The organism is Spirillospora albida (assembly GCF_000718255.1).
Lineage (GTDB): Bacteria > Actinomycetota > Actinomycetes > Streptosporangiales > Streptosporangiaceae > Spirillospora > Spirillospora albida.
In genome coordinates, this window is record NZ_JOFJ01000003.1 from 120,726 (window position 1) to 146,069 (window position 25,344).

The 25,344-nt window shown below is 73.3% G+C and carries 25 protein-coding genes; 1 reads left to right on the top strand and 24 read right to left on the bottom strand.

The annotated features are described in order from the left end of the window. Positions 1-107: 107 nt before the first annotated feature. Positions 108-422 carry a DUF2469 domain-containing protein gene (locus IE99_RS0105095; RefSeq protein ID WP_030164325.1) on the bottom strand — a complete coding sequence of 105 codons (315 nt, stop codon included), beginning with the start codon at positions 420-422 and terminating at the stop codon, positions 108-110. Continuing rightward, entirely contained in the window at positions 419-1,144 is a 726-nt protein-coding gene (locus tag IE99_RS0105100; protein ID WP_030164328.1) for a ribonuclease HII, read from the bottom strand. Before IE99_RS0105100 ends, IE99_RS0105095 begins: the two co-directional genes overlap by 4 nt. A 333-nt stretch (positions 1,145-1,477) precedes the next feature. Here IE99_RS0105100 and IE99_RS31690 point away from each other — a divergent pair, with 333 nt between their 5' ends. Then, positions 1,478-1,660: a hypothetical protein gene (locus tag IE99_RS31690; RefSeq protein WP_157610065.1), complete on the top strand. Its 183-nt coding sequence runs from the start codon at positions 1,478-1,480 to the stop codon at positions 1,658-1,660. An 83-nt stretch (positions 1,661-1,743) separates the two neighbouring features. On the opposite strand, the gene lepB is transcribed toward IE99_RS31690, so the two are convergent. The 22 genes from lepB to recG all read right to left on the bottom strand — a co-directional run bounded on the left by lepB (position 1,744) and on the right by recG (position 25,332). Continuing rightward, on the bottom strand, positions 1,744-2,649 hold the full coding sequence (gene lepB, locus IE99_RS0105110) for a signal peptidase I (RefSeq protein WP_030164330.1): 906 nt from the start codon (positions 2,647-2,649) through the stop codon (positions 1,744-1,746). Between the two features lie 169 nt (positions 2,650-2,818). Beyond that, positions 2,819-3,169, bottom strand: coding sequence for a 50S ribosomal protein L19 (gene rplS, locus IE99_RS0105115; protein ID WP_030164333.1), 351 nt, complete (start codon positions 3,167-3,169; stop codon positions 2,819-2,821). Positions 3,170-3,292: 123 nt separating this feature from the next. Further along, on the bottom strand, positions 3,293-4,075 hold the full coding sequence (gene trmD / locus IE99_RS0105120) for a tRNA (guanosine(37)-N1)-methyltransferase TrmD (protein WP_030164335.1): 783 nt from the start codon (positions 4,073-4,075) through the stop codon (positions 3,293-3,295). Further along, positions 4,072-4,584: a ribosome maturation factor RimM gene (rimM, locus tag IE99_RS0105125; RefSeq protein ID WP_030164338.1), complete on the bottom strand. Its 513-nt coding sequence runs from the start codon at positions 4,582-4,584 to the stop codon at positions 4,072-4,074. The genes trmD and rimM overlap by 4 nt, the downstream gene beginning before the upstream one ends. A 152-nt stretch (positions 4,585-4,736) precedes the next feature. After that, on the bottom strand, positions 4,737-4,979 hold the full coding sequence (locus tag IE99_RS0105130) for an RNA-binding protein (RefSeq protein WP_030164341.1): 243 nt from the start codon (positions 4,977-4,979) through the stop codon (positions 4,737-4,739). A 1-nt stretch (position 4,980) separates the two neighbouring features. Beyond that, positions 4,981-5,427: a 30S ribosomal protein S16 gene (rpsP, locus tag IE99_RS0105135; protein WP_030164343.1), complete on the bottom strand. Its 447-nt coding sequence runs from the start codon at positions 5,425-5,427 to the stop codon at positions 4,981-4,983. A 215-nt stretch (positions 5,428-5,642) separates the two neighbouring features. Then, positions 5,643-7,208 carry a signal recognition particle protein gene (gene ffh / locus IE99_RS0105140; protein ID WP_030164345.1) on the bottom strand — a complete coding sequence of 522 codons (1,566 nt, stop codon included), beginning with the start codon at positions 7,206-7,208 and terminating at the stop codon, positions 5,643-5,645. 132 nt (positions 7,209-7,340) lie between these two features. After that, the gene (locus tag IE99_RS0105145) at positions 7,341-9,626 is read right to left on the bottom strand and encodes a [protein-PII] uridylyltransferase (RefSeq protein WP_030164346.1); all 2,286 of its coding nucleotides are present in this window, start codon (positions 9,624-9,626) and stop codon (positions 7,341-7,343) included. Further along, a complete protein-coding gene (locus IE99_RS0105150) occupies positions 9,626-9,964 on the bottom strand; it encodes a P-II family nitrogen regulator (RefSeq protein ID WP_030164349.1) in 339 nt (112 codons plus the stop codon). The genes IE99_RS0105145 and IE99_RS0105150 overlap by 1 nt, the downstream gene beginning before the upstream one ends. Positions 9,965-9,967: 3 nt before the next feature. After that, entirely contained in the window at positions 9,968-11,299 is a 1,332-nt protein-coding gene (locus IE99_RS0105155; protein ID WP_030164351.1) for an ammonium transporter, read from the bottom strand. Positions 11,300-11,563: 264 nt separating this feature from the next. After that, complete coding sequence (gene ftsY, locus IE99_RS0105160) at positions 11,564-12,718, bottom strand: signal recognition particle-docking protein FtsY (RefSeq protein ID WP_030164354.1); 1,155 nt, start codon at positions 12,716-12,718, stop codon at positions 11,564-11,566. A gap of 112 nt (positions 12,719-12,830) precedes the next feature. Next, positions 12,831-16,496 carry a chromosome segregation protein SMC gene (smc, locus tag IE99_RS0105165; protein ID WP_030164356.1) on the bottom strand — a complete coding sequence of 1,222 codons (3,666 nt, stop codon included), beginning with the start codon at positions 16,494-16,496 and terminating at the stop codon, positions 12,831-12,833. A gap of 158 nt (positions 16,497-16,654) precedes the next feature. Beyond that, positions 16,655-16,852, bottom strand: a complete 198-nt coding sequence (locus tag IE99_RS0105170; protein WP_030164359.1) for a hypothetical protein — start codon at positions 16,850-16,852, stop codon at positions 16,655-16,657. Between the two features lie 178 nt (positions 16,853-17,030). After that, a complete protein-coding gene (locus IE99_RS0105175; protein ID WP_030164362.1) occupies positions 17,031-17,360 on the bottom strand; it encodes an acylphosphatase in 330 nt (109 codons plus the stop codon). 34 nt (positions 17,361-17,394) lie between these two features. Further along, positions 17,395-18,276, bottom strand: a complete 882-nt coding sequence (gene mutM / locus IE99_RS0105180; RefSeq protein ID WP_030164365.1) for a bifunctional DNA-formamidopyrimidine glycosylase/DNA-(apurinic or apyrimidinic site) lyase — start codon at positions 18,274-18,276, stop codon at positions 17,395-17,397. Further along, positions 18,269-19,084, bottom strand: coding sequence for a ribonuclease III (gene rnc, locus IE99_RS0105185; protein ID WP_084219300.1), 816 nt, complete (start codon positions 19,082-19,084; stop codon positions 18,269-18,271). The genes mutM and rnc overlap by 8 nt, the downstream gene beginning before the upstream one ends. A 352-nt stretch (positions 19,085-19,436) precedes the next feature. Next, positions 19,437-19,616 (bottom strand): 50S ribosomal protein L32, encoded by a 180-nt coding sequence (gene rpmF / locus IE99_RS0105190; protein ID WP_030164370.1) that lies wholly within the window; start codon positions 19,614-19,616, stop codon positions 19,437-19,439. 1 nt (position 19,617) lies between these two features. Then, on the bottom strand, positions 19,618-20,208 hold the full coding sequence (locus IE99_RS0105195; RefSeq protein WP_030164373.1) for a YceD family protein: 591 nt from the start codon (positions 20,206-20,208) through the stop codon (positions 19,618-19,620). Between the two features lie 159 nt (positions 20,209-20,367). Continuing rightward, positions 20,368-20,850: a pantetheine-phosphate adenylyltransferase gene (coaD, locus tag IE99_RS0105200; RefSeq protein WP_030164375.1), complete on the bottom strand. Its 483-nt coding sequence runs from the start codon at positions 20,848-20,850 to the stop codon at positions 20,368-20,370. 102 nt (positions 20,851-20,952) lie between these two features. Beyond that, positions 20,953-22,338 (bottom strand): penicillin-binding transpeptidase domain-containing protein, encoded by a 1,386-nt coding sequence (locus IE99_RS0105205; RefSeq protein WP_245623067.1) that lies wholly within the window; start codon positions 22,336-22,338, stop codon positions 20,953-20,955. A 79-nt stretch (positions 22,339-22,417) separates the two neighbouring features. Further along, the gene (gene rsmD / locus IE99_RS0105210) at positions 22,418-22,999 is read right to left on the bottom strand and encodes a 16S rRNA (guanine(966)-N(2))-methyltransferase RsmD (RefSeq protein WP_030164382.1); all 582 of its coding nucleotides are present in this window, start codon (positions 22,997-22,999) and stop codon (positions 22,418-22,420) included. 146 nt (positions 23,000-23,145) lie between these two features. Further along, complete coding sequence (gene recG, locus IE99_RS0105215; RefSeq protein ID WP_030164385.1) at positions 23,146-25,332, bottom strand: ATP-dependent DNA helicase RecG; 2,187 nt, start codon at positions 25,330-25,332, stop codon at positions 23,146-23,148. Between the last annotated feature and the right edge of the window lie 12 nt (positions 25,333-25,344).

Genomic DNA, 25,344 nt, shown 5'->3' on the forward strand with positions numbered 1-25,344 from the left:
CCCGATACCGGAGGCGTCTCCTCACACCCAGCGTCCCCCAGCCACACGACAGAAGATCGTGCAGGGCGATCGATAAGGAGCGGGCGCTCACCGCGCCGATCCGCGTGTCAACGCTCGGAAGGGAGTTCGAAGTCGCTCTTGGCGAGTTCCTCGATATTGACGTCCTTGAACGTGACGACACGGACGTTCTTCACAAAACGAGCAGGTCTGTACATATCCCAGACCCAGGCGTCCTGCATGGTGACCTCGAAGAAGGTCTCGCCGTTGTCGGTGCCGCGGACCTGCATGTCGACCGAGTTCGTCAGGTAGAACCTGCGATCGGTCTCGACGACGTAGGTGAACAGCCCGACGACGTCGCGGTACTCCCGATAGAGCTGCAGCTCCATCTCGGTCTCGTACTTCTCGAGATCCTCGGCGCTCACGCTCGTGCCCCCTCCGTACGGCCTTCGCCCGGGACCTCCCCGCCGGTCTCCTGCCCCAAGGCCACCCCTCCATTGTCGCGCAACGCCCTCCCCACATTGACGTAGGAGAACCGATGTTCCGCACACGGCCCGTACGTGTCGAGCGCCGCCCCGTGAGTCTTCGTCACATACCCCTTATGCACGTCGAATCCGTACTCCGGGTACCGCTCGTGCAATTCCGTCATGATCCGGTCTCGGGTGACCTTGGCGACGATGGAGGCGGCCGCGACACACGCCGCGACCTGATCCCCCTTGATCATCGCCAGCCCGGGCACCTCCAACCCCGGTACGGGGAACCCGTCGCTCAGCACGTACGCCGGCCGCTCCGCCAGGGCCGCGAGCGCCCGTCGCATTCCGGTGATGTTGCACCGGTGCAGCCCGATCCGGTCGATGTCGTGGCACGGGACCACGACGACGCTCCACGCCCGCGCCCGCTCGGTGATCTCCGCGTACAGCGCTTCGCGCCGCGCCGGGGTGAGCAGCTTCGAGTCGGTGAGTCCCTCGATCCGCCCGCGTCCACCATGGAGGATCACCGCCCCGATCACCAGCGGCCCCGCGCACGCCCCGCGCCCCGCCTCGTCCACGCCCGCGACGGGCCCGAAACCGGCGTGTTCCAGTGCGCGCTCGTACGCGTAGAGCCCGGCGTCGCGGCGCGGCGTGAACCGGAGTGGACGACCCTTCATGCCCCGCAGCGTACGTCGCGCGACCGCCCCCCGCCTCCCGAACGCCCCCGGTCGCGAAATGTCCCCGATCACCGCCATGGCCACCCCGGCAGCGCCATCCGGCGTCCTTTCACGCGACCGCCCGCCGCCCGCCCCTCGACGGCCTCACCACGCAGTCCCAACCCGATGACGCCGAGGGCAGGCCCCCGACCACCGCACCACCACCGATCACAACCCACCGCAGAGTCCGAAGGAGACACCCCGGCCGTCGGCGCCGGTTCGGCTCTGCGTCGTGGACGTCGCGGCCACATCGGTGCTGCCGTCCACCTCGGTCTCGCGTACGGGACGTTTGTGGTGGCGCTGGGGACGAAAGGCCGCGGGCAGCCGAGCCGGGCTCGGCTGACCCTGGATGCGGCAGGGAACCGAGAAGACCGCTATGGAGGGGAGCCGGGCATGGACTGGCCGACCGCAGTGGTGATCGTGTCCATCGTCTTCGCGCTGACCGCCGTCATCACCACCTACCTCAGCCGGAAGTGACCTTCGGGTGGCAAGGCCGACCGCAGCCGCCAGCGGACCTGGCACCTCGGGGCGCTCACCGCCCCGAGGTGCCAGGGTTCGCGTCAGGGGGCTTGGCTCTGCTGGCCGCGGTTCCTGCGGCGCAGGAGGTAGGCGAGCGGCAGGGTGACGGCGACGCCCAGGGCCGCCGGGGCGGCGGGGGTCGTGGCGGCGGCCGCCTTGAGGGCCGGCTGCTCGAACGTCCCCGGGATCGAGAGCCAGTCGAGGCGGTTCAGCGGCCAGACGATCACGAAGGCGCGGCCGATCACCCGGTCGACGGGGATGGTGCCGCCGCCCGGGTCGCCGCGGTGCGAGCGCGAGTCGTAGGAGAGCTCCCGGTGATCGCCCATCACCCAGAGCTGGCCCGCCTTCACCTTGACGTCGAAGTGGTCGTTGGACGGCTTGTTCTGCTCGTTCGTGACCGGGTCGGTGTAGAGGTACGCGGTCTCGTCGAGCGGGACGCCGTTGACGGTGACCCGGCTCTTGGCGTCGCAGCACTTCACATGGTCGCCGGGGATTCCGATGACGCGCTTGATGTAGTCCTTCTCGTTGGGCGCCACACCGAAGGCTGTGCCGATGGCGCGCATCGCCTTCGCGAGGGGGTTGCCCGGCTCGGACACCTGGGTCTCCGGGTCCCACGAGTCCAGGCCGTTGAAGACGACGATGTCGCCTCGGGCGATGTCGCGGGTGTGGTAGACGAGCTTGTTCACCAGGACCCGGTCGCCCACCTGAAGGGTGTTCTGCATCGACCCGGAGGGGATGTAGAACGCCTGCACCGCGAACGCCTTGATGACGAGGGCCAGCACGACGGCGACGATGATGAGGATGGGCAGTTCCTTCCAGAACGACCCCTGCTTCTTCTTCGCTTCGCCCGCCTCGCCCGTTTCGGCCGGCGAATCGTCGCCCGTGTCCGGATCGGACGTCACGGCCTGGTCGTCTGCGGGCACCGCGCCCTCGGCCTCGGGTCGCACGTCTCTCCGATCGTCCTCGTCATTCATCAGAGCGAAAGCCTAGCGGCGCCCGGGCCCGAGAGCCCCGTCCACACGCGTGTCGGCGACGGCCGTTGCAGCAGGGCCGGTACGAAACGGGCAACGCCCCGGTGACCGCGTACGGTTCCCGGGGCGTTGCGGAGCTCTGGGCTCAGAAGTCGCGCTTCTCCTTGATGCGGGCGGCCTTGCCCCGCAGGTTGCGCAGGTAGTAGAGCTTGGCGCGGCGGACGTCACCGCGGGTGACGACCTCGATCTTCTCGATCGACGGGCTGTTCAGCGGGAAGGTCCGCTCGACGCCGACGCTGTAGCTCACCTTGCGGACGGTGAAGGTCTCGCGGGCGCCGCCGCCCTGCCGCCGGATCACCACGCCCTGGAAGACCTGGATACGGCTCCGGTTGCCTTCCGTGACGCGGACGTGCACCTTGAGCGTGTCACCCGGACGGAAGTCCGGCACGTCGGCGCGCATCGCGGCCTTCTCGATCTCCTGGATCAGGGTGTGCATCGCAGCGGTTCCTCATGGTCGGACGCGTGCGTCGAGAGGCCCCGGAAAAAGCGTGTGGGGGCGTCGCGCCGCGGAAAGTGTGGTCTTCTCTGAGCGCCGCGCGTCCGAGCGCACGGCGACGCTCTAGTCTGCCATACCTTCGCCGTCAACCGGACAACCGGCCTCCCGCAGCACTTCGCGATCATGCTTGTCGAGGGCCTCCGGGTCGAGCCGGCCGAGCAGCTCGGGCCGGTGCCGCGCGGTCCGCAGCAGCGCCTGGTCGCGCCGCCACCGCGCGATCGCGCCGTGGTGCCCCGAGAGCAGGACGTCCGGGACGGCCCGTTCCCGCCACACCGGCGGCTTCGTGTAGACGGGGCCTTCCAGCAGCGATTCCATCGCCCCGGGGGCGAAGGAGTCGTCGGCGACGGAGTCGGCGTTGCCGAGGACGCCCGGCAGGAGCCGTCCGATGGCTTCGACCATGACGAGCACGGCGACCTCGCCGCCGGCGAGCACGAAGTCGCCGAGACTCACCTCGTCGACCGGCATCCGGGTTCGGGCCTCCTCGGCGACCCGCGAGTCGATGCCCTCGTACCGCCCGCAGGCGAACAGCAGCCACGGCTCGGCGGCGTACGCGGCGGCGAGCGCCTGCGTGAACGGCCGCCCGCTCGGGGTCGGCACGATCATGCGGGGCGCGGCCCCGGGCGGGGCGACCGCGTCGAGGGCCTCCCCCCACGGCTCCGGCTTCATCACCATGCCCGGCCCGCCGCCGTACGGGGTGTCGTCGACGGTGCGGTGCCGGTCGTGCGTCCAGTCCCGCAGGTCGTGGACGCGCACGTCCAGCAGCCCGGCCTTGCGCGCCTTGCCGAGCAGCGACACGTCCAGCGGGGCGAAGTACTCAGGGAAGATCGTGATGATGTCGAGTCTCATGGGCCGTCGAGGAGTCCGGGGGGCGGGTCGATCACGAGACGGCCGCCGGTGACGTCGACCTCGGGGACGAGCGCCGCCACGAACGGGACGAGCCGGTCGCCGCCGGGGCCGCGCACGACGAGGAGGTCCTGGCCGTGGTGGAGGATGTCGGCGATCTCACCGACCGCGGTGCCGTCGGTGGTGACCACCGCGAGCCCGATGAGCTCCTGGTCGTGGAAGTCGTCCGGATCAGCGGAGGGGGTGATGTCCGCCGCGTCGACGACGAGCCAGGTGCCCCGCAGCCGCTCCGCCGCCGTGCGGTCGTCGATTCCGGCGAACCGGGCGAGGAGGCGGCCGGAATGCCAGCGGACGCGCTCGATGGTGAGGGGCCCGGCGGTCGCGGGGTCGGTGGCGATGACCGTCCCGGCGGCGAACCGCGCGTCCGGCTCGTCGGTGCGGACGTCGATCGCGATCTCACCCCGGATCCCGTGCGGGCGGCCGACGCGCCCGACCACGAGCTGATCGGTCATCGCGCGGCTCCGGGACCCGCCGCGGGGGCGGAGGCGTGGAGGTGTGAGGGGGTGGAGCTGAGGCCCGCATGACCGGGGGCGGCAGCGGCCGGCCGGCCGGTCATGCGGGTGCGGCCGAGTGGGCCCCGGCATGCGGGATGCCGGAGTCCCACTCAGCGAACCTCGTTGACGTCGAGCAGGTCCACCCGCACGTAGCGGCCCCCGGAGAGGGCGCTGATCACGGTGCGGAGGGCCTTGGCGGTACGACCGCTGCGGCCGATGACCTTGCCGAGGTCCTCGGGGTGCACGCGCACCTCCAGGACCCGGCCGCCCCTGATCCGGCGGGCGCGCACCCGGACGTCGTCCGGGTACTCGACGATCCCGCGGACCAGGTGCTCGAGCGCTTCTTCGAGCACGTCAGTCCTCGCTCTTGGCTTCGGTCTCGGTGGCCTTCGCCTCGGACTTCTTCGGCTCGGCCTTCTTCTTGGCCTTGGTCGCGGCGACGTCGGCCTCGGCGTCGCCCAGCGACTCCTTGACGGCGGCCTCGAAGGCGGCCTTCTTGTCGGCCTTCGGCTCGGCGACCCTGAGGGTGCCCTCGGCACCCGGCTCGCCCTTGAACTTCTGCCAGTCGCCGGTGATCTTCAGCAGGTTGAGGACGGGCTCGGTCGGCTGCGCGCCGACGCCGAGCCAGTACTGCGCGCGCTCGGAGTCGATCTGGATGAGCGACGGCTCCTGCTTGGGCTGGTAGAGCCCGATCTCCTCGATGGCGCGCCCGTCACGCTTGGTGCGGGCGTCCGCGACGACGACCCGGTACTGCGGGTTCCGGATCTTCCCCAGACGCTTGAGCTTGATCTTGACTGCCACGGGTGTGGTGTTCTCCAGACTTCATTACAGGGTGGACGAGCCTGCGCCAGGTGGGGAACACCGGCTCACGGCCGTCCGAGGACTCCGGCCGCACGGGACGTGAGAGGGCGCCTGTGCGGTTCCGGGGTTTCCAGCACGTCATTCTGCCAGACGATCGCGGGAAAAGCGCAATCGCGCGATGACACGCGGCGACTTGCCCGCGTGTCGCCCCGCGATCACTTCTTCTTGCGGTCCTGGAGCTTTCCGAGGTCGGGCATCTGGAAGCCGGGCGGGAGCTGGCCACCGAGCCCGGGGGGCAGGCCGGCGCCGCCGCCGAGGCCGGGCGGGAGGCCCTGCGGGAGCTGCGGCGCGGCGTCCGCGGCCGGCTGCCTGCCCCGCTTGCGGGGGTCGCCGCTGCGCTGCTTGCCCTTCTTGTTCTTGGCTCCCTTGGCCGCCTTCGCGGCCTTGCGGCGGCCGCCGGGCATGCCGGGCAGGCCCATGCCGCCGGCCATCTGCCGCATCATCTTCTGCGCGTCGAAGAACCGGGTGACGAGGCTGTTGACGTCGCCGACGGTGACACCGGAGCCCTTGGCGATGCGGGCCCGCCGCGAGCCGTTGATGATCTTCGGCTGGAGGCGCTCCTGCGGCGTCATCGAGCGGATGATCGCGGCGATGCGGTCGAGGTCCTTGTCGTCGATCTGGCTGATCTGGTCCCTGACCTGGCCCATGCCCGGCATCATGCCGAGCAGGTTGCCGATCGGCCCGAGCTTGCGGATCATCATCATCTGCTCGAGGAAGTCCTCGAGGGTGAAGTCCTCGCCGGAGGCGAACTTCCCGGCCATCTTCTCGGCCTGCTCGGCGTCGAAGGTGGCCTCGGCCTGCTCGATCAGGGTGAGGATGTCGCCCATGTCGAGGATCCGGCCCGCCATGCGGTCGGGGTGGAAGACGCTGAAGTCCTCGAGCTTCTCGCCGGTCGACGCGAACATGATCGGACGGCCGGTGATGTGCCGGACGGACAGGGCCGCGCCGCCGCGAGCGTCGCCGTCCAGCTTGGTGAGGACCACGCCGTCGAAGCCGACGCCGTCCATGAACGCCTGAGCGGTGTTGACGGCGTCCTGGCCGACCATGGCGTCGACGACGAACAGGACGTCGTCGGGCTTGACCGCGTCCCGGATGTCGATGGCCTGCTGCATCATCTCGGCGTCGATGCCGAGGCGCCCGGCGGTGTCGATGAGGACGACGTCGTGCTGGGCGTGCCGGGCCTGCTCGATGGACCGGCGCGCCACGTCGACGGGGTCGCCGACGCCGCTGCCCGGCTCGGGCGCGAACACCGGCACCCCGGCGCGCTCGCCGACGACCTGGAGCTGCTGGACGGCGTTCGGGCGCTGGAGGTCGGCGGCGACCAGCAGCGGCGCGTGCCCCTCGGACTTCAGCCAGCGGGCGAGCTTGCCGGCGAGGGTCGTCTTGCCGGCGCCCTGCAGGCCCGCCAGCATGATCACCGTCGGGGGGGTCTTGGCGAGCCGCAGCCGGCGGGTCTCGCCGCCGAGGATCTCGATGAGCTCCTCGTTGACGATCTTGACGACCTGCTGGGCGGGGTTCAGCGCCTGCGAGACCTCCTCGCCGCGGGCCCGCTCCTTGATCTTCGCGATGAAGTCCTTGACGACGGGCAGCGCGACGTCGGCCTCGAGCAGCGCGACGCGGATCTCCCGGGCCGTCGCGTTGATGTCGGCCTCGGAGAGCCGTCCCTTGCTGCGCAGCGACGAGAAGACCGTCGTCAACCGGTCGGAGAGCGTCTCGAACACGTGTCTTGACCGTCCTTGGAAGGCTTCTGGATCGCCTATCAGGGTATCGGGTCGGCGGCCGCGCCCCGCCCCCGTCGGGAAAGCGGTCCGCTCCGCGGGGACGTCCGCGGCGGGGAGGTCACGCGGCCGGGGTCAGGAAGAGGCGTCCAGGGCCTCTTGGAGGTGCTTGCGAATGCCGGTCAGGGCCTCCGCCTCAGCGACCGGCTCGCCCCTCTCGTCCACGACGTAGAAGACGTCCACGGCCTCGGCGCCCAGGGTGTCCACCCGCGCCGCCCTGATCTGGAGGGCGCGGGAGTCCAGGGCCTGGCCGATGCGGCAGAGGAGACCCGGGCCGTCGTGGGCGCGGACCTCGATGACGGTCGCGGTGGTGGAGGCGTCCGCGACGATCGTGACCCTCGGCGGGGGAACGGGGATCCCCGGGCGGACGCGCCGCGAGCGGCTCCGGCGGTCCAGGCGCGCGGCCACGTCCAGGCGCCCGGCGAGCATCAGGCGGAGGTCGGCCTCGAGGGTGGCGGGGTCGGGCGGGGTGCCGTACTCGGGGACGGCGGTGAAGTCCAGGACGGCGGTGCCGACGTCGGCGGAGAGGGTGCGGGCGCTGCGGACGGCGAGGCGGTGGAGGGCCAGGACGCCCGCCGCCCGCCAGAGCAGCCCGGGGGTGTCCGGCGCGGCGATCGTGATGTGGGACCCGGTGACGCGGACGGCGGCGCCGTCGTGCCGGGCCAGCGACAGATGGCCCGCGCTGGGGACGGGCAGCGGCGGGGGCGTCCCGCCGGTGAGGGCCGCGATGGTGCGGCGGGCCAGTTCGGCGACCAGCTTCGCCTTCCAGGCGCCCCAGGCGGCGGGGCCGGTGGCCAGGCCGTCGGCGACCGCCAGGGCGGCGAGCAGCTCCACCGTCTCCCGTTCGCGGCCCGGGACGGCGGAGACGGCGGCGGTCACGGCCTCGACGGTGACGGGGTCGTGGATGTCGCGGCGGGTCGCGGTGTCCGGAAGGAGGAGGTGGTGCCGGACGACGGTCTCCAGGACGGCGCCGTCCTGGTCGGAGAAGCCGAGGTCGGCGGCGATGGAGCGGGCGAGTCCCGCGCCGGCCGTCGAGTGGTCGCCGGGCAGGCCCTTGCCGATGTCGTGCAGGAGCGCGCCGATGAGCAGCAGGTCGGGGCGGGCGACCTCGCGGGTGAGGGCGGCGGCGTGGGCGGCGGCCTCGACGAGATGGCGGTCCACGGTGAAGCGGTGCACGGGGTTGTGCTGGGGCCGGTTGCGGACGCGCTCCCAGGCGGGCAGGAGCCGGACGATCAGCCCGGCCTGGTCCAGGTCCTCCCAGACGGCGATCGCGGCGGGCCCCGCGCCGAGGAGCGAGACCAGGGCGTCGCGGGCCCGGGCGGGCCAGGGCGCGGACGGGAGGGCGGCGCGGGACGCCAGGTGCGCCACGGTGGCGGGGGCGAGCGGCAGGCCTGCCTGTGCGGCGGCGGCGGCGACCCGGGGGACGATCGCGGGATCGTCGAGGTCGGCGCCGCGGGCGAGGACCACCTCGCCGTCCTGCTCGACGGCGCCGTCTCCCACCGGCCGGCGCGCGGCGGGCCCGGCCGGGGAGCGGCGCAGGACGGCCCGCCAGAGGGTGCCGGACGCGTGGGTGATCGTGCGGGCGGCCTCGGCGAGGGCGCGGAGCAGGGCGTCGGCGTCGGGCAGGCCGAGTGCGCGGGCGACCGCCTCCTGCTCCTGGAGGACGAGGCGGTCGGAGGGGCGTCCGGTCGCCTCGTGGAGGGCGTGCCGGACGTCGAGGAGCACGTCGTGGGCGGCCATGACGGAGGAGTCCGGGGCGGGGACGGCCCAGGACGCCGCGGCCGCCCGCATGACGTGGACGTCGCGTAGCCCGCCGTGGGCCTCCTTGAGGTCGGGTTCGAGGAGGAACGCGGCCTCGCCGTGGGCCTGCCAGCGTTCCCGGCACATCCGCGCCAGGTCCGGCAGGCGGGTGCGGGCGTCGGCGCGCCAGTCGGCCTGGACGGCTGTCCGCAGGGAGGACACGAGGGTCTCGTCGCCCGCGACGCAGCGGGCGGACAGCAGGCCCAGGGCCGCCTTCAGGTCGGTGCGGGCGACCGCGCGGGCCTCGTCGGCGGTGCGGACGGAGTGGTCGAGCCGCAGCCCGGAGTCCCAGACGGGGTACCAGATGCCGTCCGCGACGGCGGAGATGTCGGCCCGGCCGCGGTGCAGGAGCACGAGGTCCAGGTCGCCGCCCGGCGTCAGCTCCCGCCTCGCGTGGCTCCCGACGGCCGCGAGGGCGACCCCGTCCGGCGGGCCGTCCCCCTCCGGCGCGGCGGCGCCGAGGAGGTCGGCGAGCCAGGTGTCGAGTTCCGACGCGCGGGAGGCCCGCGCCGCCGTGAGGGCGGCGCGGGCCTGCGCGACCTGCCGGTCCGCGAGGGGCACTACAGGGCGTCCGGGCCGGTCTCGCCGGTGCGGACGCGGACGACGGCGTCGACGGGGACGGCCCAGACCTTGCCGTCACCGATCTTGTCGGTGCGGGCGGCCTTGACGATGACGTCGATGATGTCGTCGGCGTCCTCGGACTCGACGAGGACCTCGATCCGCAGCTTGGGCACGAGGTCGACCTTGTACTCGGCGCCGCGGTAGACCTCGGTGTGGCCCTTCTGGCGGCCGAAGCCGGACGCCTCGCTGACCGTGAGGCCCTTGACGCCGAAGGTCTCCAGCGCCGCCTTCACCTCGTCCAGCTTGAACGGCTTGATGACCGCCGTGATCAGCTTCATGGGTTAAGCCTCCACCTTCGTCGTGGTCGGTTCCGGAGCGGGGGCCGGGGCGGGGCCGCCGACCCCGGTGCGGACGGCGCCGAAGTCGTAGGCGGTCTCGGCGTGCGCGGTGCTGTCGATGCCGGCCTGCTCGTCCTCCTCGCTGATCCGGAAGCCCATCACGAGATCGATGAGCTTGGCCAGGACCAGCGTGACGATGAACGAGTAGGCGAGGGTGGCGCCGACGGCGACCGCCTGCTTGCCGAGGAGGCCGAAGCCGCCGCCCGCGAGGATCCCGTCGGCCCCGGCGTCGTTCACCGAGGTCGTGGCGAGCACGCCGATCAGGAGGGCGCCGACGATGCCGCCGACCATGTGGACGCCGACCACGTCGAGGGAGTCGTCGTAGCCGAGCTTGTACTTGAGGCCGACGGCGAAGGCGCAGACGGCGCCGGCGACGACGCCGAGCGCGAGGGCGCCGAGCGGGGTCACGTACGCGCAGGCCGGGGTGATGGCGACGAGGCCGGCGACGACGCCGGAGGCGATGCCGAGCGTGGTGGACGAGCCGTCCCGCAGCTTCTCGACGACGATCCAGGCGAACGCGGCGGCGCAGGTCGCGGCGAGGGTGTTGATGAACGCGACGGCGGCGGTGGAGCCGGCCGACAGCGCGGACCCGGCGTTGAAGCCGAACCAGCCGAACCACAGCAGACCGGCGCCGAGCAGGACGAACGGCAGGTTGTGCGGCCGCATCGGGTCGCGCGGCCAACCCTTGCGCTTGCCGAGCACGAGCGCCAGGGCGAGCGCGGCGACACCGGCGTTGATGTGGACGACCGTACCGCCGGCGAAGTCGAGCGCGCCGAGGTCGAACAGCCAGCCCGCCTTGCCGTTCTCCTCGCCGTCGGACCACCAGACCCAGTGCGCGACGGGCAGGTAGACGACCGTCACCCAGAGGGCGCTGAACACGACCCACGCGCCGAACTTGGCACGGTCCGCGACGGCGCCGCTGATGAGCGCCACGGTGATGATGGCGAACGTCGCCTGGAACGCGACGAACACGAGCTGCGGGATCCCCGTGCCGTCGTCGGCGGTCGCGAGCTTCTCCAGGCCCACGAGGCCGGCGTCGCCGAATCCGCCGATGAACGAGCTGAGCCCGCCGCCCTCGCTGAAGGCCAGCGAGTAGCCGTAGCCGACCCAGATCATCCCGGCGACGGCGATGCTCACGAAGCTCATCATCATCATGTTGAGCACGCTCTTGGCCCGGCTCATGCCACCGTAGAAGAACGCCAGGCCCGGTGTCATCAGCAGGACGAGCGCGGTACTCGTCAGCATCCAGGCGGTATTACCGCTATCGATCTTCATTTCGGAGAGCGCCCCTCCTCGGCAGGAACTTCTGAACTGCACAGAAGATTCGAGGGCGGCGGTTTCACCTGGACGGCTCTCGTGTTTCGGCGGTGTGAAACCCAGCCTCGCGATGTTGCGCACGTGTTTCGGAGTCCTCACCGCCTGTCCTCGCGGTGAGCACGGACTCCCTTGCTCGCCGGTCATGCCGCGGTCAGCGGGAATCGCCTGGTGAAATGGCGGACGCCCCGCGCCGAATGGGGCGCGGGGCGTCCGGGAACGGTCTCAGTCGCCGAGGATCGCGTCGACGAACGCCTCCGGCTCGAACGGGGCGAGGTCGTCGGGCCCCTCGCCGAGCCCCACGAGCTTGACGGGAACGCCGAGCTCGCGCTGCACCTGGACGACGATGCCGCCCTTCGCGGTGCCGTCCAGCTTGGTCAGGACGACGCCGGTGACGTTGACGACCTCGGCGAACACACGGGCCTGCTGCATGCCGTTCTGGCCCGTCGTGGCGTCCAGGACGAGGAGGACCTCGTCGACGGCGGCCTGCTTCTCTACGACCCGCTTGACCTTGCCGAGCTCGTCCATGAGGCCGGTCTTGGTGTGCAGCCGGCCGGCGGTGTCGACGATCACGGCGTCGACCTTGGTGTCGATGCCCTGCTTGACGGCGTCGAACGCGACGCTGGCGGGGTCGGCGCCCTCGTCCTTGCGGACGACCTGGGCGCCGACGCGGGTGCCCCACGTCTCCAGCTGGTCGGCGGCGGCGGCGCGGAAGGTGTCGGCGGCGCCGAGCAGGACGGTGCGGCCGTCGCCGACGAGGACGCGGGCGAGCTTGCCGCAGGTGGTGGTCTTGCCGGTTCCGTTGACCCCCACCACCATGAGCACGGCCGGCTTGTTGCCGTGCGGCTCGGTGCGCAGCGTCCGGTCGAGGTCGGCGCCGATCTGCTTGACCAGCTCCTCCTTGAGCAGGGCGCGGACCTCGGCGGCGCCGCGGGTGCCGAGGACCTGCACGCGGGTCCGCAGCGCCTCGGTGATCTGCTGGGCGACGGCGGTGCCGATGTCGGCGGAGATGAGGGTGTCCTCGATCTCCTCCCACGCGTCGTCGTCGAGCGTGTCGCGCGACAGCAGGCCGAGGAGCGTCTTGCCGAAGGTGTTCTGGGAACGGGCGAGGCGGGCCCGGAGCCGGACGAGGCGGCCCGCGCCGGGCGGGGGCTGCTCGATCTCGACGGACGGCGGCGGCGGGACGGCCTCGGTGGGCGGCGGCCGCTCGATCGTGGGGGCCTCGGCGACCGCGGCGGTGGCGCCGCCCCGCAGGTCGGCGGGCCGCTCCCCGGTCGGGACGGGCGGTCGGGGCCGGCGCCGTCCCGGCCGCAGCAGCATCACGCCGCCGAGGACGAGGGCGACGGCGGCGAGCACGGCGATGACGATCAGATATTCCATAGCGCCCCCAGTTTTCCAGACCCGCGCGGTGGCACCGAACACCGTACGCGGATCACGTGCCGGTCATGCCCATGCCCGGCCCGCCCGGGGACATGCGGGCCGTGCGGGCCCGTCAGCCGTCGGCGTCGCGGAGGCGCTGGCTGACGACCTGGGTGACGCCGTCGCCGCGCATGCTGACGCCGTAGAGGGCGTCGGCGCCCTCCATCGTCCGCTTCTGGTGGGTGATGATGATCAGCTGGGACGATTCGCGCAGTTCCTCGAACACGCCGATGAGCCGCTGCGTGTTGGTGTCGTCGAGGGCGGCCTCGACCTCGTCCAGGACGTAGAAGGGCGACGGGCGCGCCTTGAACACGGCGACGAGGAACGCGATCGCGACGAGCGACCGCTCGCCGCCCGACAGCAGCGACAGCCGCTTGACCTTCTTGCCCGGCGGGCGGGCGGCGACCTCGACGCCGGTGCCGAGCATGTCGTCGGGGTCGGTGAGCGAGAGGTTGCCCTCGCCGCCGGGGAACAGCCGCGCGAAGATCCGCTCGAATTCGCGGGCGGTGTCGTCGTAGGCGGCGGCGAACACCTGCTGGACCCGCTCGTCCACCTCCTTGACGAGGCCGAGCAGCTCCCGCTGGGTCTTCTTGAGGTCCTCGAGCTGGGAGGTGAGGAAGGCGTGCCGCTCCTCCAGCGCCGCGTACTCCTCCAGCGCGAGGGGGTTGACCTTGCCGAGCTGGTTGAGCTGCCGCTCGGCGGCCTTGGCGCGCTTCTCCTGGACGGCCCGGACGTACGGCGCGGGCCGCGCGTCCTCGCCCTTCTCGGGGTCGGGCGGGACGGGCTGGTCGGGCCCGTACTCGTTGATGAGCGACTCGACCTCGAGGCCGTACTCCTCCAGGGCGCGCTGCTCCAGCTGCTCCATCCGCAGGCGCTGCTCGGCGCGGGCGACCTCGTTGCCGTGGACGACGTTGACGAGCCGTTCGAGCGTCCCCGACAGCTCCCGGACCTGCGTCCGGACGACCTTCAGCTCGGCCTCCCGCGCGGCGCGTGCGGCCTCGGCGGCCTCCCGCCGCCGCACCGCCGTGGCGAGGGAGACCTCGATGCGGTCCAGCGCGGCCTCCGCGCCGCGCAGGACGGCTCTCGCGACCTCGGCCTGCCGGGCACGGCGGGCGCGGCGCTCGGCGGCGCGGGCGCGCTCCTCGCGCTCGCGGCGGGCGCCGTGTTCGAGGGCGTCGGCGCGCCCGGCGATGGCCTGGACGCGCTCCTCGGCGGTGCGCACCGACAGCCGCGCCTCCATCTCGGCCGAGCGCAGCTCCGCGCAGCGGGCGTTCAGCTCGTCGCGGGCGCCGGTGTCGTCGCCGGCCTCGTCGGCGATCTCGGCGGCCTCCGCCGCCTCGGCCAGCCGCTCCGCGAGCTCCTCGGCGGCCTCGGTGTCGTGGTCGAGGGACTCGGTGGCGGCGTCCAGCGCCTTGGTGAGCCGTTCGGCCTCGCCGCGCGCGGCCCGCACGCCGGCCTCCAGGCGGGCGGCGCGCTTGGCCTCCTGCGCCGCCTGCGCGTCGAACTCCCGGACCCGGGCCCGGACCCGGTCGAGGTCGCCCTGCGCCTGGTTGACGCCCGCCTGGGCCTGGTTCGCGGCGGCCTGCGCGTCGTCCAGCGCGGCCTGGGCGGCCTGCTCCGCCTCCGCGGCCGCGGTGAGGTCCTCGGCGGCGGTGGCCGCCGCGGCGGTGGCGGCGTCCAGGTCCCCGGCGGCCTGGTCGAGGGACGCGCGGATCTGCAGCACGCCCTGCGCGCCGCCCGCCGCTCCGCCCTGCACCCAGTGCGCGCCGACGAGCTCCCCGCCGCGCGTCACGGCCCGCAGCGACGGCTCCCGCCGGACGAGCGCGACCGCCGCGGCGACGTCGCCGACCACGACCACGTCCCGCAGCAGATGCTCCATCGCCGGACGCACCGTCTCCGGCACCGTCACGGCGTCGATCGCGTAGTCGGCCCCCGCGATCCGGCCGGATCCCGGGGCGGCCCCGCCCCCGACGAGGAGGCCGGCGCGTCCGGTGTCGCGGGCGCGCAGCAGCGCGAGGGCGGCCTGCGCGGTGTCGAGCGACCCGACGGCGACGGCCTCGGCGGCGTTCCCGAGCGCGGCGGCGATCGCCGTCTCATACCCCGGACGGACGGCCAGCAGCGACGCCACCGTGCCGAGCACCCCGTCCAGGGACCCGTCGGCCCCCGCCGCGAGGAGGACCTCTCCCCCGTCGGCGGCCCCGGCCAGGGTCAGGTTCAGGGCCTCGATCCGGGCCTGCAGCGCGGTGACCCGCTTCTGCGCGGCCTGGTCGGCGGACCGGGCGGAGGCGACGGCGGCCCGCGCGTCCCTGAGCGCCTGCCGGGGGCCGTCGACGGCGGCGCGGGCGGCCTCCGCCGCCTCCTTCGCCGTCGCGAGGGCCTCCTGCGCCGACTCGTGCTCGGCGGCGAGCGCCGGATCCTGCTCGACCTCCGCCTCGAACGCCTCGAACTCCGCCTGCGCCGCCTCGGCGCGCGCCAGGGCCTCGGCCCGCGCGTCGCCGAGCCGGCCGATCTCCGCCCGGCCCGCCTGCGCCCTGCTGCGCAGCGCCTCGACCCGGCCGCGCAGCCGGGCGAGCTCCTCGCGCCGGTCGGCGGCGGCGCGCGCGGCCGACTGCAGGCGGCGCTCCTCGGCGGCGAGGGCGGCCTCGGCGCCGGACCGCTCCTGGACGGCCCGCGACAGCCCGTCCTGCGCCTCGTCCAGCGCGGCCTGGAGGGTCTCCTCCCGGGCGCGGATCTCGGCGGCCTCGCGCTCCATGTCCTCCGGGTCGCGGCCGCGCCGCTCCTCCGCGCGCTCCTCGGCCGCGTTCCGGTGCCGCTCGGCGGCGAGGTCGGCGACGCCGCGCAGCCGCTCCCGCAGCGCCGACAGCCGGAACCAGGTGTCCTGCACCCGGGCCAGCCGCGGCGCCTCCTCGGCCTCCTCGGCCTCCAGGACGGTCTCCCGCTCCTGCGCCTGCGCGAGGGCCCGCTCGGTCTCGGCGCGCCGCTCCCGGACGGCGGCCTCGTCCGCCGCCTCCTGCTCCAGCCGCGTGCGGAGGGTCACGAGGTCGTCGGCCAGCAGCCGCAGCCGGGCGTCGCGCAGGTCGGCCTGGATCACGGCGGCGCGCCGCGCGATCTCGGCCTGCCGGCCGAGCGGCTTCAGCTGGCGCCGCAGCTCGCCGGTGAGGTCCTGGACGCGCGTCAGGTTGCCCTGCATCGCGTCCAGCTTCCGCAGCGCCTTCTCCTTGCGCTTGCGGTGCTTGAGGACGCCCGCGGCCTCCTCGATCACCGCGCGCCGGCCCTCGGGACCGGAGTGCAGGACGCGGTCCAGCTGCCCCTGCCCGATGATGACGTGCATCTCGCGGCCGATGCCGGAGTCCGACAGGAGCTCCTGGATGTCGAGCAGCCGGCAGGAGTCGCCGTTGATGGCGTACTCGCTCGACCCCGACCGGAACATCAGCCGGCTGATCGTGACCTCGGAGTAGTCGATCGGCAGCGCCCCGTCGGCGTTGTCGATCGTCAGGACGACCTCCGCGCGGCCCAGCGGCGCCCGGTTCGCCGTCCCGGCGAAGATGACGTCCTCCATCTTGCCGCCGCGCAGCGACTTGGCGCCCTGCTCCCCCATCACCCAGGCGAGCGCGTCGACGACGTTCGACTTGCCGGACCCGTTGGGGCCGACCACTGCGGTGATCCCCGGCTCGAACTTCAGGGTGGTGGACGACGCGAAGGACTTGAAGCCGCGCAGCGTCAGGGTCTTCAGGTACACGCGCTCGCCGTCCTCCAGGTGTGCGACATCCGGGAGCCCGTCGAACGATACCCCCGTTCCCGCAGAAAGACCGGCACCTCGGCCGGGGACCCGGGATCGGAGGGGAAAGCGTAAGGGACGCCTCGCGGCGTCCCTGTGCTGTGAGTTCGGGCGCCGTGCTAGGTCAGCGCCGGTTCGCGGTCCTTCGCCGCCAGCGACATCACATCGTCGTCCGCGGCCGTCGCGAGCGCGTCGTTCTCCGCCTGAAGCCGTACGAGCTCGGCCTCCAGATCACGTACGCGCTGCTGCAGGCGCCGCACCTCCGCGACCATACGGGGGTCGGGACCGCCGACGTGGCCGAGTAGAGCCTTCGCCATGACTAAGGGTCCTCCACGCTGAGTAACCAGCAGGGATCGCGCACAAGAAGCAACGTGAGTCGGTGCGCGTATCGTCTAGAGTCGCACCGGCCGGTGTCCTGGTCAAGATGGACATCACAGGCCGGTAACAACCTTCCTCCCCTAGTTTAGCAGGTGTGAACCGGCGTTCCCTACCCGGTCACCTTTCGTGGAAACCGGAGCCGGTTCCGCGCGCCTCCGACCACCGCTCCACGACGCCGGTCACCCGCCCCGGACGCGGCGGGATCCCCTCGCGCGCGGCGTCGCCCCAGGCCACGTCGTCGGCGAGCAGGTCGAGCAGCAGGCGGCACCGCCCGCGCGGCCCCTCCGCCACGACCTCCACGCGGCCGTCCCGCAGGTTGGCGGCGGTGCCGGTGAGACCGAGCTCCAGTGCGCGCGACCGCACCCACCAGCGGAAGCCGACGCCCTGCACGTGCCCGCGCACCCAGGCGGTGAGCCGGACCGGTGCCGCGTCGTCGCCCTCTTCCATGATCTCCCCTGTTCGGCAGTCCGATCGGACACGCTCAGTAACGTGCCCGCCGGGGGCGGGGCTGGCACCCCGGGCAGCTGTAGGACGACCGGTTCATGAACACGTCGCGGCGGATCGGGGTCCCGCAACGCCGGCACGGCTCGTCCCGGCGGCCGTAGGCGTCCAGCGACCGCTCGAAGTAGCCGCTCTCCCCGTTCACGTCGACGTAGAGGCTGTCGAAGGACGTCCCGCCCACCGCCAGCGCGGCCGACATGACCTCCCTGGCGGCCTCCAGGACCCGTTCGGCCTGGGCCCGGGTCATCGTCTCGGTCGGACGCGCCCAGTGCAGCCCGGCCCGCCACAGCGCCTCGTCGGCGTAGATGTTGCCGACCCCGCTGATCAGCGTCTGGTCGAGGAGGGCGCGCTTGATGCCGGTCCTGCGGCGGCGCAGGGCACGGAAGAACGCCTCCGCGTCGAACGCGTCCTCCAGGGGATCGGCGGCGATGTGCGCGACCGGTTCGGGAACGGCTCCGCCGAAGCGGTCGGGCACGAGATCGGCGACCATGAGGTGGCCGAAGGTCCGCTGGTCGACGAAGCGGAGGTCGCGGCCGCCGTCGGCGAACCGGATCCGGACCCGCAGGTGCTTTTCGGGCTCCCGGTCCGGCTCCGCGACGAGGAGCTGGCCGCTCATCCCCAGATGGGCCAGCAGCGCCTCCCCCGGCCCGTCCGCGTCGTCCAGCGGCAGCCACAGGTACTTGCCGCGCCGCCGGGGAGTGCCGATCGCGCGGCCCGCGAGCCGGCCGGCGAAATCGGCGGCGCCCGCCGCGTGCCGCCGCACGGCGCGGGCGTGCAGAACCTCCGCCGACGCGATCGCGCGCCCGGCCGTCCAGCGCTCCAGCCCGCGCCGGACGACCTCGACCTCGGGGAGCTCAGGCACCGGTGCGCCCGGCCGGGGCGGCGGGCGTCCCGGGCGCCGGGGGGACCGGCCGCGACCCCGGCGGTACCGTCTCGGACGCCGACTCGGCCGCCTCCCGGGCCGCGACGACCTCGCGTATGGCGGTCCAGGCGGCCTCGGCGGCGTGCTGCTCCGCCTCCTTCTTGCTGCGGCCCTCACCCGATCCGTAGGTCGTCCCGCCCACGCGGACGGACGCCCGGAACGTCTTCTGGTGGTCGGGGCCGCTCTCGGCGACGTTGTACTCGGGGACGCCGAGTTCCTCCACGGCGGTGAGCTCCTGGAGGGAGGTCTTCCAGTCGAGGCCCGCGCCGAGGCCCGCCGAGCGGGCGATGAGCCCGTCGAACAGCCGGTGCACCAGGGCCGACGCCTCGTCCAGGCCCCGGTCGAAGTACACGGCGCCGATCAGCGCCTCGAGGGTGTCGGCGAGGATCGACGCCTTGTCGCGCCCGCCGGTGCCCTCCTCGCCGCGGCCGAGCCTGATGTGGGCGCCGACACCGAGGTCGCGGGCCACCCCGGCGAGCGCCCGCATGTTGACGACGGCCGCGCGCAGCTTGGCGAGCTGCCCCTCGGGCAGGTCCGGGTGCCCGCGGAACAGGGTGTCGGTGACCACGAGGCCGAGGACGGAGTCGCCGAGGAACTCCAGCCGCTCGTTGGTCGGCAGGCCGCCGTTCTCGTAGGCGTACGAGCGGTGCGTCAGCGCCCGCTCGAGCAGGTCGTCGTCGATCGCGACGCCCAGCGCACGGCTGAGCTCGGCGCGGTCGGGGGCGGGGTCGTTCTTCTTCGCGCTCACAGGCCCTCCTCGCAGGCCGGGCGACCGCACGGGGGCGCGGCCGCCGTCGTGGCGCGCGGGCCGGGGGCCGGTACGGCGGGGACGCCCGGCGCCGGGCGGGGCCGCGGCCGCCGGATCCCGCCGGTATGCGGGGACGCCGGGACGGCGGACGTCCGGGAGAGAGCGCTCCGCGAAGACGAGGTGCGCGCCGGTCGTTCGGCCCGGCGTGCACCACGGCTCCGGGCGCGGGTCTCCGCGCCGGTCACCACGCCGACGTCGCGCGCCGGGTGGTCGGTTTTCGGGGTGGGATCCCCCCGCACCGTGAGGGGCGGCCGCGCCGCGCGCGGTGCCGCCCCCCAGGATGCGAGAAGTGTCAGGCCGACGGGCTGGTGACCTGCCGCCGGTCGTAGGTGCCGCACGTCGCGCAGGCGGTGTGCGGGAGCTTCTTGTCGCGGCAGGTCGGGCACTCGACCAGGTTCGGCGCCGCGGCCTTCCACTGCGAACGCCGGTGCCGCGTGTTGCTCCGCGACTTCTTCCGCTTCGGGACGGCCATGTCAGCCCTCCTGCTTTCCTTCTCGTCGGTCGGTTGTTCCGCGGGAGCCGGGGCTCCCGCTCCCCCCGGTCGGGGACGCCGGCATGTCGCCGGCGAGGCCCTGCAGCGCCGCCCACCGGGGGTCGGCGACGTCATGGTGGTGCTCCGGGCCGGCGTCCGCCAGCCGCGCACCGCACTCCGGGCACAGGCCCGGACAGTCGTCCCGGCACAGCGGCGACAGCGGCAGTGCGAGCACCACCGCGTCGCGGAGCACCGGTTCGAGGTCGATCAGATCGTCCTCGAGGCGGAGCTCGTCGTCGTCCGCGTTCCCGCCGGAGCGGGTGTCAGGATAGACGAAGAGCTCCTGGAAGTCCGCCTCGAACGTCGAGGCGATCGGGTCGAGGCAACGCGCGCACTCCCCCTGCAGGGGCAGCGTCGCGGTGCCCGTGACCAGGACCCCTTCGAGCACCGCCTCGAGCCTGAGATCGAGCTCGATGGGCGCGCCCGCGGGGGCTCCGATCATCTCGATGCCGAAGTTCTCCGGGGCCGGCGCGGTCACGTGCTCCTCCCGCGACGACCCGGGCTGCCGGCCAAGAGCTCGGGTGTCGAGCACGAGAGGGGCGTGGGGATCGAGGCGAGACAGAGTGGATTCCTGCTTCCGTGCGGCATGCGAAGGACTGCGGCCGAGATGGCCGACGTCCAAGGGTATCGGACGGCCGGACTCTGTCCCAACTCGCGGCCCACCGACCTGCGGATCAGGGACGGGGCGGGGTCAGCCCTCCTGCCGGAGGCGCTCCACGAGCCGGTCGTGGACGGAGTCGGGGACGAGCCCGGAGATGTCCCCGCCGAACTTCACGACCTCCTTCATGAGGCTGGACGACAGGAACGCGTACTCGGGGTTCGTCGCCATGAACAGCGTCTCGACGCCGGAGATGCGGTGGTTCATCTGCGCCATCTGCAGCTCGTACTCGTAGTCGCTGACGGCCCGCAGACCCCGGACGATCACCGGGATGTCCTGTTCCTTGCAGTAGTCGACGGTCAGCCCGTAGAAGGTGTCGACCTTGACGTTGCCGTACTCCCTGACCACGTCGGCGATCATCGCGGCGCGCTCGTCGACGGTGAACAGGCTCTTCTTGTTCTTGTTGATCAGCACGGCGACGACGACCTCGTCGTAGAGCCGGGAGGCGCGGCTGATGATGTCGAGGTGCCCGTTGGTGACGGGGTCGAACGATCCCGGACAGACGACACGACGCACGAGATGAACCCCTTCGGTCCCGAATTCTGACCTGCGGCGCGACCGTACCAAATCCGGTTCGGTGCGTTTTCATCCGGGACCTCCCGATGCGCCGGCCCCCGCTCAGCCCCGCAGCGCGTCGATGATCTCGGCGACGATCGGCCCCGACTCGATCCCGTACCCCGGCGCCTCCGTCATGACCGCGACCGCGTACCTCGGGTCCTCCCGGGGGCCGAAGCCGATGAACCAGCGGTCGTTGTAACCGGCCCCCTCGATGTCGGCGGTCCCCGTCTTCCCGCCGCGGACGGACGTCCCGCGCAGCCGCGTCGCGGTGCCCTTCGCCACGACCGCCTCCATCATCCGCTGCATGTCCGCCGCCTGCCCGGACGTCATCGCCCGGCCGAGGCGGCGCGGTCGCGTGCGTCCGATCTCGGTGCCGTCGGCGGCGGTGAACCGCTGGACGAGATGGGGCACCATGACCTCCCCGTCGTTGATCGCGGCGGACGCGACCATGGCCATCTGCAGGGGCGTCGCGACCGTGCTCCCCTGCCCGATCGACGCGAGGGCGCTGAGCGCGGGCTCGCCGGTCCGGGGGAACGAGGCGGCGGCGCTCCGCAGCCCGTTCGCGATCTCGATCCGCGTCCCGAACCCGTACTCGCCCGCCTTCGCGTGGACGGCCTCGTTCCCGGGCTCCTCCGCCCCCATGAAGGCGAACGTGGTGTTGCACGACTGCGCGTACGCGGTCAGCAGCGGGATGGACGGCCGGTCGCAGTCGCCGCCGATGTCGCTCTCGTCGTTGTTGATCGCCTGTCCGGCGCCGGGCGCCCGGTAGCGGCGGCCGGCCCTGACCCCCGTCCCGGCGTCGGCGCCGGCGGCGAGCGCGGCCGACGCGACGACGGTCTTGAACGTGGACCCGGGCGGGAAGAGCTCGCCGGTCGCCTTGTCCAGCAGCGGCTTGAGCGGCTGGGCGCCGAGCCGCGCGAACGCCCGCTGCGCCTTCTCCCCGTCCAGCACGGACACCTCGCCGGGGTCGTAGGACGGGGTCGAGGCGAGCACCAGGATCGCGCCGGTCTCCGCGTCCAGGGCGACGGCCGCGGCGCGGCGGGCCCCGCTCGCCTTCAGCGCGCGGTAGGCGGCGCGCTGCGCGTCCGGGTCGACGGTCGCGTGCACGGTGCCGCCCGGGATCCGCTCGCCGAGGAGGCGGTCGACGAGGCTCGTGGTGGCGAAGCGCGGGTCGGTGCCGTCCAGGATGTGGTTCCCGGCGCTCTCCAGGCGGGTCTCCGAGAACGGCGAGAAGTAGCCGGTGACCGGGGCGAAGACGGGGCCGTTCCTGTAGCGGCGCAGGTAGCGCTGCCCGTCGCCGGCCGGCTGCGACCAGGCGAGCCGCTCCCCGCCCGCCACGATCGGCCCGCGCTCGATCCGGTGCCGGTCGGCGAGCCGCCGCGCGTTCTGCGGGTCGTCGCGCAGATCCTGCGCCTGGAACCCCTGGACGTAGGTGACGTTCACCATCAAACCGACGGTCATGACCGCCGTGACGACCCAAGCGCGCCCCAACGCGCGGTCGATCCCCGGTCTCATGGCACCGCCCCTACCCGGCCGACTCCGCCTCCTCCGAGGGCCGTCCGTACCAGAACACGGCCTCGCCGTAGCGCCGGTCCCGTTCGGCCTCGTACCCGTCGGGCCACCGTAGCGCGGGGCCGCGCGCCGCGCGCTCAACGACGACCAGCGCGTCGGGCGCCGTCCAGCGCTGATCGCGCAGGTCGGCCAGGAGCGCCTCGACGGACGCGTCGGGCAGCGCGTACGGCGGGTCGATGAAGACCAGGTCGTAGGGTTCCGCCGGCGGCGTCCGGACGAGCCGCTCCACCTTGTCGGCGCACGGCACCGCGCCGGGCAGCCCCAGCGCGTCCGCGTTCTGCCGGATGACCCTCATCGCGCGTGGGTGCGACTCGACGAGCAGCGCGTGCGCGGCGCCTCTCGACAGGGCCTCCAGCCCGACGGCGCCCGAACCCGCGTACAGGTCGGCGACGCGGAGGCCGTCGAGGGGCCCGAGGAGGGCGAGGACGGTGGAGAACAGGCCCTCCCGGGCCCTGTCGCTGGTCGGCCTGGTGTCCCGTCCGGGCGGAACGGCCAGCCGCCGTCCGCCCGCACTGCCCGCGATGACCCTGGTCATCCCCTCAGTATCCCGGCGGGCGGAGGCGGGCGGGACGCCCCCACCCCGAGCGCGTCCCGCCCTCCGCGCGCCCCGGCCGTGCCTCCGGGGCCCATGACGAGATCGTGCCCCCGACGCGGCGAAATGTCAACAATTCCGGTAGGAAATCATCCCTTTTCTAGGAAGTCGGCCCGCTCCTCGTCCAGCAGCGACGACAGCACCGTCGCCAGCCCCGGATGCCGGGCCAGCTCCGGGTCGTCCCCGACGAGGGCGGTCGCCTCCTCGCGGGCGTCGAGGATCACGTCCTCGTCCCTCTGCAGGGTCAGCAGCCGCAGGCTGGACGCGCGGCCCGCCTGCGCCGCGCCCAGCACGTCGCCCTCCCGGCGCTGCTCCAGGTCGAGGCGCGACAACGCGAACCCGTCGGTGGTCGACGCGACCGCGTCCAGGCGCTCCCTCGCCTTGCTCCCGGGCTCGGCGTCCGTCACCAGCAGGCACAGCCCGTGCAGCGAGCCCCGCCCGACCCGGCCGCGGAGCTGGTGGAGCTGCGACACCCCGAACCGGTCCGCGTCCATGATGACCATGACGGTCGCGTTCGCGACGTCCACGCCGACCTCGATCACCGTGGTGGCGAGCAGGACGTCCAGCCCGCCCGCCGCGAACCGGCGCATCACCGCGTCCTTCTCGTCGGGGTGCAGCTTCCCGTGCAGGACCCCGACGCGCAGGCCCGCGAGGATCTCCTCCAGCTTCGGCAGCAGCTCCATGATCCCCAGCGGGGACCGGCGGCCCTCCTCCGGCGCGGTCACGTCCCCCTCGTCGCCCTCCTGCTCACCGATGCGGGGGCAGACGATGTAGATCTGGCGGCCCTGCGCGGCCTCCTCCCGGATGCGCTCCCAAACCCGGGCCAGGAAGGCCGGCCGCTCCGGCGGCACCACGTGCGTCCTGATCTCCGACCGCCCGGCCGGAAGCTGCCCGAGCACGGACGTCTCCAGGTCGCCGAACACGGTCATCGCGACCGTCCGGGGGATGGGCGTCGCCGTCATCACCAGCACGTGCGGGCGGCCCCCGGCGACCTTCTCCCGCAGCGCGTCCCGCTGCTCCACGCCGAACCGGTGCTGCTCGTCCACGACGACGAGCCCGAGATCGGCGAACTGGACGCTCTCCTGGAGCAGCGCGTGCGTGCCCACCACGATCCCGGCCGCCCCGGACGCCGCGTCCAGCAGCGCCGCCTTGCGCGCCTTCGCGCCCTGCGAGCCGGTCAGCAGCGCGACCCGCGTCGCGTTCTCGGCACCGCCGATCTGCCCGGCCCGCGCCAGATCGCCGAGCAGCGCCGTGATCGACCGGTGGTGCTGCTGCGCGAGCACCTCCGTCGGCGCGAGCAGCGCCGCCTGCCCGCCCCCGTCGACCACCTGGAGCATCGCCCGCAGCGCGACCACCGTCTTGCCGCTGCCGACGTCGCCCTGCAGGAGGCGGTGCATGGGGTGCTCGCGGGCCAGGTCGGCGGCGATCTCGTCGCCGACCTCGCGCTGGCCTTCCGTCAGCTCGAACGGCAGGCGCGCGTCGAACTCGGCGAGGATGCCGCCGAAGGACGGCGGGCGCGGGGTCGCGGGCAGCGCGGCGGCGGCGCGGCGGCGCTGCGCCAGGGCGATCTGGACGACGAACGCCTCGTCCCATTTCAGGCGCTTCTTCGCCCGGCCCAGCTCGTCCCACGTCCGGGGCCGGTGGATGCCCTCGTACGCCTCCCGCAGGCCGATCAGGCCGCGGCGGCGCAGCAGCTCCGCCGGCATCGGGTCGTCGGGCAGGTCGAGCCGGTCGAGGACGATCCCGACCGCCTTGCCGATCGCCTCGATGTCGAGGCCCTTCGTCGACGGATGGACCGGGATGATCTCGTCCGCCCACTCCTGCGCCGCCCGCTCGGCGGACTTCTCCTCGACGACCTTGTACTGCGGGTGGGTGAGCTGGCGCTGCTCCCCGCCCGAGCGCGGCCGGTAGGTGCTGATCTTGCCGGCGAACAGGCCGCGGGTGCCGGGTGAGAGGTCCCGTTCGGGGATGTAGGAGCCCTTCCGGCCGAAGAAGCTGAGCTTGAGGGTGCCCGTGCCGTCCGTGACGGTGATCTCCAGGACGTAGCCGGGGCTGCGGGTGAGGGTGCGGCCCTGGACCTTCACGACCTCCGCCATGACCGTGACGTGCTCGCCGTCCTGCAGGCCGCTCAGGGGCGTCAGCTCGCCCCGGTGCGCGTAGCGGCGCGGGTAGTGGTGCAGCAGGTCGCCGACCGTGCGCAGGTCGAGGCCCTTGTCGAGCACCTTCGCCGTCTTGTCGCCGAGGACCTTGCGCAACGGCTCGTCGAGTTTCGCCACGGTCCTTTTCTA